Annotated in this window: 8 protein-coding genes; all 8 read left to right on the plus strand. The window is 45.0% G+C overall.

Features of this window, described 5'->3' with window-relative positions; translation table 11 throughout:
• The first annotated feature begins 72 nt into the window (after positions 1–72).
• The gene (locus tag KFE98_15390; GenBank protein ID UTW61386.1) at positions 73–2,496 is read left to right on the plus strand and encodes a hypothetical protein; all 2,424 of its coding nucleotides are present in this window, start codon (positions 73–75) and stop codon (positions 2,494–2,496) included.
• A 51-nt stretch (positions 2,497–2,547) separates the two neighbouring features.
• Positions 2,548–3,801, plus strand: a complete 1,254-nt coding sequence (gene hutI, locus KFE98_15395; GenBank protein ID UTW61387.1) for an imidazolonepropionase — start codon at positions 2,548–2,550, stop codon at positions 3,799–3,801.
• Between the two features lie 276 nt (positions 3,802–4,077).
• Positions 4,078–5,301 carry an outer membrane protein transport protein gene (locus KFE98_15400; protein UTW61388.1) on the plus strand — a complete coding sequence of 408 codons (1,224 nt, stop codon included), beginning with the start codon at positions 4,078–4,080 and terminating at the stop codon, positions 5,299–5,301.
• A gap of 12 nt (positions 5,302–5,313) precedes the next feature.
• Complete coding sequence (locus tag KFE98_15405; GenBank protein ID UTW61389.1) at positions 5,314–6,756, plus strand: G-D-S-L family lipolytic protein; 1,443 nt, start codon at positions 5,314–5,316, stop codon at positions 6,754–6,756.
• A gap of 155 nt (positions 6,757–6,911) precedes the next feature.
• Positions 6,912–8,606: a glutamate formimidoyltransferase gene (gene ftcD, locus KFE98_15410; GenBank protein UTW61390.1), complete on the plus strand. Its 1,695-nt coding sequence runs from the start codon at positions 6,912–6,914 to the stop codon at positions 8,604–8,606.
• 69 nt (positions 8,607–8,675) lie between these two features.
• Entirely contained in the window at positions 8,676–10,916 is a 2,241-nt protein-coding gene (locus KFE98_15415; protein ID UTW61391.1) for a hypothetical protein, read from the plus strand.
• 169 nt (positions 10,917–11,085) lie between these two features.
• The gene (locus KFE98_15420; protein UTW61392.1) at positions 11,086–12,879 is read left to right on the plus strand and encodes a hypothetical protein; all 1,794 of its coding nucleotides are present in this window, start codon (positions 11,086–11,088) and stop codon (positions 12,877–12,879) included.
• A 183-nt stretch (positions 12,880–13,062) separates the two neighbouring features.
• A complete protein-coding gene (locus tag KFE98_15425) occupies positions 13,063–13,401 on the plus strand; it encodes a hypothetical protein (GenBank protein UTW61393.1) in 339 nt (112 codons plus the stop codon).
• The last annotated feature ends 54 nt before the right edge of the window (positions 13,402–13,455 follow it).

The following is a 13,455-nucleotide window of genomic DNA, read 5'->3' on the forward strand; positions in this document are numbered from 1 at the left end:
CCTGACTTGATAAGCGGTTCACTTTTCCCCTCAAAATTCCTTAATCTTGCCCCATATCTGAATGAAATTCACATGAAACTTCAATTGTCCTCACTCACGGTATTTTTTATGGTACTTGTCTTGGGATTGAATGCCCAAGATCAGCTTTCTTGTTATGTAAAAGATCCGAAAAAAGATGCCCGCGAACGCTTTGTGGATTTTAAGCACGCCCACATCGACTTGCGTTTTGTTCCTGATTCGGGAAGGGTGAATGGATCAGTACGGTTAAAATTTGAAGTGCTTAGGCCTCAATTGGATTCCTTGTATCTGGATGCAACCCAAATGAAGGTACACCTGCTTCAAGCCGATTCCTCGGAATCCAAATACAGAGTAAGTGACCAAGGAATTACGGTCTACTTTGATCAACCGCTGGCACGTGGAGAGAACCACGAAGTATTTATCAGCTACAGTGCCTGGCCCCGAAAAGGAATGTTTTTCATTGGTTGGCAGGATTCAACCAATCGCTGCCGCAAACAGATTTGGACTCAAGGGCAGGGGATAGACAACCGGCGCTGGGTGCCGCTATTTGATGATATGGCCGATAAAATTACCACCGACATCACGGTGCATTTTGACTCCACGTATCAGGTGCTTTCCAATGGTAAGTTCATTTTGAGGATGAATGAAGGCAAGGAAACCTTTTGGCACTACCACATGGAAAAGCCACATTCCCCTTATCTGATGATGTTGGCTATTGGAGACTATGGAATCTGGGAACAGCAATCGGCTTCAGGGGTAAAGTTGTACAACTATTACTACCCAGGATTCCCGGCAAAAGTGGAGCCCACTTACCGCTACAACAAGGAGATATTTGATTACCTCGAAGAAAATATTGGAATTCCTTATCCCTGGCCAACCTATTCTCAAGTGCCCGTGCAGGATTTCGTTTACGGAGCTATGGAGAATACTTCGGCCACCATATTTGGTGATTTCTTCTGGGTAGATTCGGTTGGCTTTAACGACAAAAACTACGTCTATGTAAATGGTCACGAGCTGGCACACCAGTGGTTTGGAGATTTGGTTACGTCTCGCAGTCCTGACGATCACTGGTTGCATGAGAGCTTTGCCACCTATTATCACACCTCGGTCGTGCGGGAGTTTTTAGGACAAGATGATTTTGAGGTGATGATGCGCAACAACCAACAGGCCGCCCTTCAAGCCGATCAAACTGATCACCGTGGAGTAGGGCATTCAGCGGCAGGTTCGGCTCGCTTTTACCTGAAAGGTAGTTACGTTTTGCACATGTTGAATTATACTGTGGGAGACGAACTATTTCGTGAAGCGCTCAAACACTATTTGGTTGACCACGCCTATGGTCTGGTATCACGAGATGACTTGATTGGAGCTTTTTACGAATCCACGGGCTATCCTATTGGTTGGTTTATCGATCAATGGGTTAATCACGGTGGAATGCCTCAGTATGAAGTAAAATGGGAAACGGATAAAAAGGCTAAAAAATACCGCATGGTGGTCAATCAATTGCAGGATACCGTTCCCGAGATTCCCCTTTTCCGAATGCCTGTGGTGGTTGAAGTTTATTATACCGATGGTAGCCGTGATTCTCTTCGCGAATGGGTGGATGGAAAATCTGATACCATTTTGATCGAGCGGGACAAAAAGAAGGAGATTAGTTATGTACTCTTTGATCCGGGTTCAAAAATTCTGAAACAAATTTCCTTTGATCGTTCGTTAACTTGGAGACTCAATCAAGCTACCGAGGCAGCGTACATGATCGATCGTTATGATGCCTTGGTGTCCTTGCGGAAAACAGCAATGGAAGACAAGGAGGCCACTTTGATCAAAGCATTTACGCAGGACTCAGCTTATTTCTCACGGGGAGAAGCACTCACGCAATTATGGAATCACAAAGACTCCATCCGATGGATTCGGGAGGCCATAGCCAGCAACGATCCCGATCTGCAAAAGGTAGTTCTCAGAAATACCAGGAAGATTCCAGCCGAACTACAGGCCGATTATGAAAAGCTTTTAAATGCCTCCTCTTACGAAGTTATCCAAACGGCATTGGTTCGTTTAGCCATGAGTTTCCCAGGAAATATTCAAGGGTATTTGACCCAAACTTCAGATGTTCAGGGAGGCATTACCCACAATGTTCGTATTCAGTGGTTAGAAATTGCCGTTCATGTTACAGGCGATAGTGCCTATTATAACGAACTGGTGGATTTGTCAACCGAGTCCTTCGATTTTCAAACCCGAACCAATGCGGTGAGAACCTTGCAGCGCTTGAACTATCTGGATGAGGCTTTCATCCAAAGCCTATTCACCGGAATTCAAAATGCCAATTGGCGTTTGGCTGGAGTTTGTGGAAACGCCCTCAAGAAGTACTACCAGAGTCAGGAAAATAAGGCGCTCATTGATGAGGTGCGCAAAAAGAGTCAGCGAAGCGAATCCGCCTTAAAACGTGTGGATCATTTCTTGTCAATTGACGAGAAGAAGTAGAGGCTCAATCACCCGAATTGTTTCATTTTTGCCCAAACAAAAGTCCAAAGCATGGGAAAGATTCTGATCAAAAACATCAAGCAATTAGTCGGATTTGAAGAAAGCGGAAAAGAGAAGACGCGCGTAGTCGGTTCCGAAATGAACCAATTAAACGTGTTGGAAGATGCCTGGTTGGCCGTTGAAGGTGACCGAATTCTGGCTTTTGGTGAGATGAAAGATTGGGGCGGAATCACAGACTGGAATGACTTGGAGGTGATTGATGCCAGCGGAAAAATTGTGATGCCCGCTTTTTGCGATTCACATTCCCACATCGTGTATTACGGAAACCGCGAATCAGAATTTGCGGATCGTATCCGGGGAGTTTCCTACGAAGAAATTGCCAAAAGGGGAGGAGGGATTATCAATTCAGCCCTCAACCTAAGGAAGGCTTCCGAAGATGAGTTGTTTGAACAATCCGTTGCCCGTGCCCATGAGGTAATGTCTTTTGGTACAGGAGCTTTAGAAATTAAAAGTGGTTATGGACTAAGCGTAGATAGCGAATTGAAGATGCTTCGAGTGATCAAACGTATCCAAAAGGAAACTCCTTTGATGGTTCGCTCTACTTTGTTGGCAGCACATGCTCTTCCTCCGGAATACAAAGACAATAAATCAGGCTACCTGGATTTGATTGTGAATGAGATCATTCCACAGGTAAAAGAAGAAGGCTTGGCCGAATACATTGATATTTTCTGCGAGAAAGGATACTTCGACAACCAGGATACCGAGCGCGTACTTCAAGCCGGATTAGACCATGGGTTGATACCCAAATACCATGTGAATCAATTCACCATTTCTGGAGGTATTGAAGTGGGGCTCAAGCTGAATGCTCTTTCAGTGGACCACCTGGAAGAGTTAGCCGACGACGAAATCGAAATGCTTAAGGATAGCCCCACCATTTCAACTTTGTTGCCCTCTTGTTCCTTCTTTTTGGAAATACCCTATTCCCCGGCTCGAAAAATGATCGACTCTGGGTTGGGGGTTGCTTTGGCCACAGATTACAACCCGGGATCGACGCCTTCTGGTAAAATGCCCTTTGTAATGTCCTTGGCCTGTATCAAAATGAAAATGACTCCTGAGGAGGCTATTAATGCGTCCTGCCTGAATGGAGCCTATGCCATGGGTTGGTCTTCTGAACTTGGATCTATTGCTGAAGGTAAACGTGCTAATTTGATAATTACCAGGGAGATGCCTTCGTATTCTTACATTCCCTATGCCTTTGGAGGCGACCACATTGACACCGTTATACTGAACGGACAGAAAGTATAAGGTTGAGGATCAGAGGGGACCAGAGTGAAGGGTTCGTCTAAGTGGAAGTATTCACGCTCGATGGATATCCTCTAATTGCAGATGTGCCCGTTTCTTGTTTTCTACCTTGATTTGTCAATAGCCTTGAGAATCACGGCTTTGCTTCTGTAAAAGCTCAAAATTGGACGCATGAATTTGTAAGAAAATACTATGCGTGCCTAATATTTTTTTGCCTCTGAGCTTTGATTTCTAACCAATTATGGATAATTTCCATGCTGGTTTTCAAACAAAACAGATATGCAAAAACTTCTATTTACAGCATTGGCTGTGGTGTTATTTCTGTCTTCTTCTGCCGGAGGATTTCAGGTCTCACTCCAGGGTCAAAAACAAATTGGAATGGGCCACGTGGGTGTTCCCATGCTCTTTGGAGCGAGTAGTATTTATTTCAATCCCGGAGCTTTGCCCATGCTTGACAGCACTTTTTCGGCTTCGTTGGGAATGAGTACCATTTTTTCCAAAGCGTACTACCAAAACGAAACCTACAACCAAACTTTCGAATCCGACAATCCTGTGGGTACTCCATTCAGTGCCTATGCCAACTATATCCTTAAAGAGCGAATTTCCATTGGTTTGGGTGTATACACTCCCTTCGGAAGTTCTGTGGTATGGGACGATCAATGGGCCGGTCGTTACTTAATTCAAAAAATTCAACTTCGATCCTTCTTCATTCAACCCACGGTGGGTTATAAGGTGATGGATAACCTGGGAATCGGAGTTGGGTTTATCTGGGCGACGGGAAATGTAAAGATTAACCGAGCCATCAATTTACCTGTGGGAGACAATACCGAAACGGTAGAATTGTCAAGTGGAGCGAATGGATATGGCTTCAACGCTGGTATCTACTACGATCCTATGGAACAACTACACATCGGCCTGTCCTACAAGTCGGGAATTAAGATGGAAGCGAAAGATGGAGATGTGACCATGAAGGTTCCTGCTTCTCTGAATTCCAATTTTCCTGAGACCAATAAGTTTTCTACAACCCTCAACTTGCCTGGATCTGTCAACTTTGGTATCGGCTATGACTTAACCGATAAAATCACCATCGCGGCAGAGGCTAATTGGGTAAATTGGGATGTGTATGATTCCTTGGTGTTTGATTTTGAAACCAATACCGATGGGTTGGAAGATAGTCGTAATCCGCGGTTGTATGAAAATACCATAGCCTTTCGTTTGGGAGCCAATTATCAGCACAGTGAAAAGCTTTCTGTACGGTTAGGAGCCTACTACGATCCATCGCCTGTTCAGGATGAGTACTTTACCCCAGAAACTCCGAATATGGACAACCTGGGTTTTACCGGAGGAGCCAGTTACTCGCCGATGAAGAACTTGAGCATAGATGTATCTCTGCTCTACATCTACGGATTGGAGCGTGAATCGCAGTACAAGCCGGCCAATTTTTCAGGAACATACAGAACTACAGCCTGGGTTCCAGGACTTGGATTATCATACAATTTTTAAGGAGGACTGAACATGAAGAAATGGACAACAATTTGGATAGCAGCCTCCGTATTGGTCGTACTATCCTGTGACAGAAAATTTGAAGACCCCAATTTTGAAGGTGGCTCGGCAGACTATTCTCGATTTGTAGCAGTCGGAAACTCGTTGACCGCTGGATTTGCAGATGGGGCCTTATACAAGAGCGGACAGGAAAACTCCTTTCCGAGCATGGTGGCTACTCAATTGCAATCCGTAGGCGGAGCATCTACCTTTAAGCAGCCGTTGATGGCCGACGACTTCGGTGGAATTCCCTTGGTGAGCCCCAATGTAAAATTGGTCTTGGGTTATTCCACCAATTGTAAGGGTGAAACTGGCTTAGGCCCGGTTGCGTCAACAACCAATCCGGCGAATCCGGCCAACGGTGCCTCTGTAGCAGCCAGCGGTCCCTACAACAATGTCGGAGTTCCGGGAGCCAAGGTTGAGCATCTATTGGCCCCAGGATACGGAGATCCGGCAAACTTGACATTGGGCTTGGCAAATCCTTATTACGTGCGATTCGCTTCAAGTACCAATTCAACGGTGTTGCAGGATGCCTTGTTGAGTAACCCTACATTTTTTAGTCTTTGGATTGGTAACAACGACATTCTCGGATATGCCACTTCGGGTGGAGAAGGAGGAGACCCGGCCACTCCAGCTGGAAACTTTACAGCTGCATACACCGCATTGGTAGCTGGGTTGACGGCCAATGGCGCTAAGGGAGTTTGCATGAATATTCCGGATGTGACTTCGATTCCGTTTTTTACCACGGTACCCTATAATGGGGCTAATTTGGAACAATCTTTAGCAACCCAGTTGAATCAGCTGTTCTTGTTTGTGGCGGATACTTTCAATGCCATCGCTCCTGGATTGGGAGAGCAGTATCGGTTCAATTTTCAGGCCGGTGCCAATGCCTTTTTGGTTGAAGAACCCGTTTCAGCGACCAACCCTCTGGGTATTCGTCAGTTGAAAGAAGGAGAATTGATTTTGCTGAGTGTGGATCAGGATGCTATGCGTTGTGAAGGATATGGTGTATTCGATCAAAGCAAGTTTGATCCTGCCAATCCGGCCTCCGCTTTAGCGGCCATTTCTCCGTTAAAGGATTCTGATGTTCTAAAGGCAAGTGAGATTGCAAAAATTAGCGATCACGTGGCTTCCTACAACGCCACCATCAAATCGGTAGCAGAGAGCAGAGGCCTGGCCTATGCGGACATGAATTCTGTATTGGCTTCGGTGAAAGAAAACGGTTTTACCTTCGATGGGGTAACTTTTCAAACCACCTACGTAACCGGAGGAACTTTCTCTCTGGATGGCGTGCATTTAACACCTCGCGGTTATGCGATTGCCGCCAATGCAACGATTGATGCCATTAATCTGAAATACGGAGGGAATATTCCCAAAGTAAGTGTAACAAACTACCCTGGATTGGCAATGCCCTAACAGGTAGTGATAGAATAAGGAAAAGGCCGGTTTCGTTGGAATCGGCCTTTTTTATTGGAGCCAACCAAGGGTCTCCTGATGTTGGTGATTTTGTCCGCTAAAATGCCCCCGAAAAAATTGCGAATTAGCTACATTTGACGCCCAAATTGCAACGAATGGAAAAGAGATTAATCGAATGTGTACCCAATATCTCGGAAGGCCGGGATCAAGATAAAATCAATGCCATTGCTGGAGTCGTTGAAACCGTGGACGGAGTTAGACTCCTCGACGTTGACCCTGGAAAGGCTACCAACCGCACGGTAATCACTTTTGTGGGCGAACCTGAAGTAGTTATTGAGGCTGCTTTTCGTCTTATTGAAAAGGCTGCTGAACTTATTGATATGAGTGGCCACAGTGGAGAGCATCCGAGATTCGGTGCTACTGATGTTTGCCCATTGGTACCGGTGTCTGGTATTACCTTGGAAGAAACAGCTGTATACGCTCATAAGCTTGGAGAGCGTGTTGGAAAGGAACTTGGAATTCCTGGTTATTTCTACGAAGAAGCAGCCAAAGAGGAAAAGAGAAGAAACCTGGCCAACTGCCGTGAAGGTGAGTACGAAGGCTTGAAAAATAAATTGAGTAACCCAGATTGGACTCCGGACTTTGGTCCAGCCGAGTTCAACGAACGTGCACAGAGAACCGGAGCTACGGCTATTTCAGCTCGTGACTTTTTGGTAGCTTATAACGTTAACCTAAACACGACTTCTACTCGCCGAGCCAATGCGATTGCCTTTGACATTCGTGAAGCAGGACGAATTAAAAGAGAAGGTAATGGCATTACCGGAAAGGTGGTGAAAGATGAAAACGGTAACCCCGTTCGTGAACCTGGAAAATTGAAATGTGTTAAAGGAATTGGTTGGTACATTGAGGAGTACGGAATCGCGCAGATCTCGTACAACCTGACCAACATTAGTGTGACTTCGATCCACGAAGCCTTTGATGAAACCTGTAAGTCTGCCGAGCAAAGAGGACTTCGTGTTACCGGTTCTGAGTTGATCGGATTGGTGCCGCTGAATGCCATGTTGGATGCGGGAAAATACTTCCTGAAAAAGCAAAATCGTTCTTTGGGTGTTCCTGAAAGTGAGATTATTAAAATTGCGGTTAAGTCTTTGGGACTGGACGATTTGGCTCCTTTCGATCCCAATGAAAAGATTATTGAATACAAACTTCGCGATAGCCAAACCAAGCGATTGGTGGATATGGACCTCACTGGATTTGCTGATGAAACAGCCAGTGAATCTCCAGCCCCGGGTGGCGGATCAATTTCTGCCTACGTAGGAGCATTGGGCGTGAGCTTGGGCACCATGGTGGCTAACCTATCTTCTCACAAAAGAGGATGGGATGATCGCTGGGAAGAATTCTCTAATTGGGCCGTAGAAGGGCAAAAAATCAAGGATGAATTGCTTTTCTTGGTGGATGAGGATACGGAGTCCTTTAACCGAATTATTGATGCCTTCCGCATGCCTAAGGATAGCGAAGAAGATAAAGCACGCAGATCAGAGGCTATTGAAGCCGCAACCAAGTATGCTATTGAAATTCCATTTCGGGTTATGGAAACTACTTTCCGCTCCTTTGAGTTGATCAAAACCATGACGGAAATTGGTAACCCTAATTCCGTGACCGATGCAGCTGTTGGAGCACTTTGTGCCCGTACGGCAATCATGGGAGCTTTCCTCAATGTAAAGATTAATGCAGCGGACCTGAAGGACAGAAACTTTGTGGATGAAATTATCACCAAAGGGAATGATCTTCAGTCTCGTGCACAGCAGTTAGAAGCCGAGATTCTGCAACTGGCAGAGTCGAAAATGTAAGGCTTTTATCTACGGTATATCAAAAAGGGCGCAATTCCGTTTTACATTTGACGTAATTGCGCTTTTTTTATGCCCATAAACCACAAACGCATCCGTAAAATCATCCAACGAGTGGTGTTCTTTTTCCCACTCCGTTTGGTGGCTGTGCATCTTCAGCGCAATCAGGTGCTCATTATCTATTGGGTGATTTTGTTTGGGTTGGTAACTCAACTCTTTGCGCGTACCTATGGCTTACCCAATCTCCTTTTGTATCCGGAATACTTGGGTGAGGTCAATTTCCTATCCCACATTCTTCTCGGATTGGCCTGTGGATCATTCATCATGGCCTTCAACATCAGCAGCTACATCATAAACGGGTTTCGATTCCCCTTTATAGCAACGTTGTCGCGGCCCTTCCTGATGTATGTGATCAACAACTTTTTGATTCCTACCACCTTTCTGTTTATCTACATGGTCAACATGGTAGACTTTCAGATTAATCGTGAACTGGAAACTCCCCTTAATGTCATGATCCATTTGATGGGCTTTTTGTTGGGTATTTTCTTCTTTGCCGGATTGAGCATCTCCTATTTCATTGGGACGAACAAGAGTGTGTTTGCCATGTTTGAAGGGAAAGGGGAGAAGAGGCGAAAAAGGTATCGTCCCATTCGTGATCTATTGGAACCAGAGGTTAAGTGGTATCAATTTTTGAAAAGAACCAGTCGCTGGAAGATCGAAACCTACATCACCGAGAAACTGCGAATTGCAGTGGCCAGACCCACCCGACACTATTCGAGAGAAACGCTTCGTAAGGTGATCCAGCAAAACCACCTGAACGCTTCCTTGTTTGAAATCGGGGCGATTATCAGTATCCTTACCTTGGGTATTTTCATGGAAAACCCAGTCTTCGCTATTCCGGCAGGTGCCAGTATTTTCCTTTTATTGACCCTGGCCTTGATGTTTACCGGAGCCTTGCACAATTGGTTGAAGCAGTGGAGTATATTCGGATTTCTGGTTATTTTCCTTTCACTCAATTACCTTTCTACCTATCCTATTTTTCGACGGACGAATATGGCCTACGGGCTTAACTACGATGCTCCGCCTCAACCTTATACCAACGAATCGATTGCCAAATTACACGGAGATTCTTTGGTGAATCAAGAAGCCTGGAACCGAGAAATAGAATCGCTCAACAATTGGAAAGCTAAAAACGGAAATACCCTTGTTTTAGTCAACACGAGTGGCGGTGGGCTGCGCTCGGCAGTTTGGACTTATCACAGTTTAGAGCATTGTGATTCTGTTTTGGATGGAGCCCTATTTTCCAAAACCCGATTGATTACTGGTGCCTCGGGAGGAATGATCGGTTCGGCCTATTACCGGGAGAACCACTTGCGGCAAAAGTTTCTGAAAGAAGAAACACGAAGCACAAATGGCACCGAGAATATGGCTCGGGATATTTTGAATCCTTTGGCTTTTGCCTGGGTGGTTAATGACTTTTTTATTCGCTATCGAACCTTTGAAGCTGATGGTCATCGTTATTTTAAAGACCGGGGCTACTACTTCGAAAAGCAACTGAATTTGAACACTGAGGGAGTACTTAACAAACCAGTAAGTTCCTACGCTCCTTATGTTTACAATGGCGATTTACCGGAGATGTGGTTTAGTCCCATTGTATCCAACGATGGCAGGCGATTGGTGATTGGCTCCAGTAGTGTGCTTTATCTCTATCACAATCGCAACCGCAACCTTAGTCATGCGAAATACGGCACGCTCGACTTTTACCGGCTCTTTGAAAATCAGTCTGCTGACAAGCTCTTGCTCACTTCTGCCTTAAGAATGAATGCGACCTTTCCCTACGTTTTGCCCACCATCTCGCTCCCTTCTGAGCCTGCTATCGACGTAATGGATGCCGGAGTGAGGGATAACTATGGATGGCAAAATTCGGTGGATTATTTGTCCTGTATGTCGCCTTGGATAGATACAGCCATTGAGAAGATTGTGGTGGTTCGAATATTGGATAAACCCGATCAAATCAAGATTAATCAAGATCCCTACGAATCCTTACTTCATTCTATCACTTCTCCCGTGGGTTCGGTTTACCAAAACCTATTCAACTCCCAGTTCATGGCCCAGGAAGAAATGATGGCTTTACTTCCCCATGAAATCAAAAGCAAGGTCAAGGTGGTTAACCTCGTCCTTAATGTGCATGACGAGCGCAGCATTCCAATTAGCTGGCATTTGGCCAAAAAGGATGTGATGGAAATTCGCGGAGGTATGAGTGATCCCAAAAATCAACAAGCCCTTAAAGAGCTAAAAAATCTGCTCAACTAATCACCTCAATCCAATTTCCGAAGGCCAATCTCCCTTTTTCAATTCCATTCAAATAGCCTTGAGTACAGGGAAAACTAACATATGATTCAAGGATTATTACATCTGTTGATAGGCATGGTGGACGGCTTGTAGAGCTTTGCCTTTTATTCTAATCCAAAACCAAATTAACATGATGAAACGAATTATTCCTTTAGTTTTTCTTGCTGCTTTTCTGGCGATTTCTCCATGGAGCAACGGGCAAAATTTTTACACCGTTACCGGAAATTCCGCATCCTATGATAACGCTGGATCCAGAGATAATATCCATTTATTGGATAACGGAAATGTTGTCAAAGTCTCTCAATTATCCAATGTAAATCCGGGTACGGGTAACGTTCATGACGGTATTCAGGTACTTATTCTAAATCCGGCGGGAGATGCAGTTTTCAGTGAGCGCTTGTTTTACGATGATATTCAATACGGTGGAGGATTGGTTGACCTCAAACTCCAGAACTCCTGCCTTGATGCTGATGGAAACCTTTTCATTGCGACCCTTTTTCGAGCCAGCCCGGCGGGAACTATTTCAAACCCGGGAAACCTCCTAAACCGAAATACAGCGGTGATCAAGTTGGATATCAATGGAGCTTCCAATGCCTATTCCTACAACAATTGGATTGTGTATAGCTATCATTTTGCTAATTCCAGCTACGGTCAAAACGTACGCTATCCCAAGCAAAGTCGAATTGCGTACATTCCCTCACTTGATCAGTTGTTCTTTGTGGTTAATGTGGGGTATCCCTACCGAAACGGACCAGCTACCTTGGTCGATGACTGTCAGCATTTGGTTCTTAATCTCCTGGATCCCGCATCGGGCCAATTAAATACACCGCCTTGGCAGAATGTGGTAGCCATGACTGATCGATTTGGGGAAAACCTCTTCATCATGGATCGAATTGGTGAGGTTAAAGGCGACCTGTTCATTACGGGTACCATGAACATTTATTATGACCCCAATTCACCGCCCAATGCGATGCCCTCTATAATTAAGATCAACCCCAATACCCTGGGAATAAATGGCCGGGTAGCCGTGAGAGGAGATGCCAGCTATACGGGAGTTATTGGAGGCTTGGAAGCTTCGCTTTGGTTACATGATCAGCAGCAGCCTTTCTTTGTCCTTGGTTACCATGGATTTAATGCCTTTACAGGTGTTACCGTTGTCGACATCAATTTGAATCCTGTGCTTTCCAAGGAGATCATAACCCCAAATTTTTTCGAGACCTATCCATATGACATCGACTACGACGCGGCGAATGATGAGGTGGTTATTACCTGTCAATCAGACGATGGGATTGGCCGGCTTACCTTAGACCCCAATTCTTCTTACAGCGCTATTTCCTATTGGTCAGCAGAGAATGGCAGCACCTTGGGTAGCATTACTCCAGAAGGCACCTTGCTTAAGGCCCAGTCCAATTGGTTCCCATCGGCTTTCATTGGGGGACAAATGGAGACTTTATTGAACGATGACTTTTGCTACTACGGAAATTACATGCAAAACCAAGAAATAGTGAATAATCCAATTCCCTATGTGTTCAGCATGGTTGAGAATGATTTGTCCAATGGAATAGGGGGCAGCCATCGCATTGAATGGAATCCAGTTTATATCCAACGAGATATTGGCCTGACGGGTATCACCGGGCAATGGTTTAACTGCCCAGTGGGTTCATCCTCACCTACTTTGATCAATAGCTTCAAAAATTCGGATTCGCCAGTATCTGTATTGGAGCAAGAAAGCCTCAACAGTCCAATTACGGCCATGGAGGTGTATGATATTCATGGGCGCTTGGTGTTTAAACAAGATGGAGAGCTAACGGAGCATGAGCTTTCTGAGAAAGTAGAGTCGATCTACCACGATTCCGGAATTTTGGTAGTCATCCGACACCATGCCAATGGTCAGCAGACCAGGACAAAAATCAAGGTGCATTAGATTTAGTTGTATCGATAAGAAAAGGGCCTTTCTGATTTCCGGGAGAGGCCCTTTTCTTTTTTGGTCATAAGGTGATTTAACAAGCTTCATAAAATGTTTAAAACCATTCGCCGAAAAGCTGTCGCATTGCGCAACAATCCTTGCTAAATTTGTACTTTAGTCCACAACGCATCTGCACCTGTAATGATTAAAAGAGATCGTCTAAAGCTAATCGAAGAAATGCTGTCCACCAATTCGGACGATCCATTTCTAAACTATGCCGCAGCCCTGGAGTACCACAAGTTTGGGGCAAGAGACAAGGCGGTCGAGATTCTCAAGGGAATCGTTCAAAACCATGAGACTTATTTAGGTGCTTATTACCGGTTGGGCAAACTTCTGGAAGAAGACAACGAGCTCGAGGAGGCCATCAAAGTCTACCGCAAAGGACGTGAAATTGCGCTCCAGCAAAACAACCAAAAAACCTTAGGAGAACTCACCGAAGCCCTAATGCTCATCGACGATGAGTTTGATGGAGGATGGTAAGCGGGGAGCAATTTTCAATCTTCAGGATCAATTTTAAATTTTCAATTATAAGGA

This window comes from bacterium SCSIO 12741, from assembly GCA_024398055.1.
Classification (GTDB): domain Bacteria; phylum Bacteroidota; class Bacteroidia; order Flavobacteriales_G; family Salibacteraceae; genus SCSIO-12741.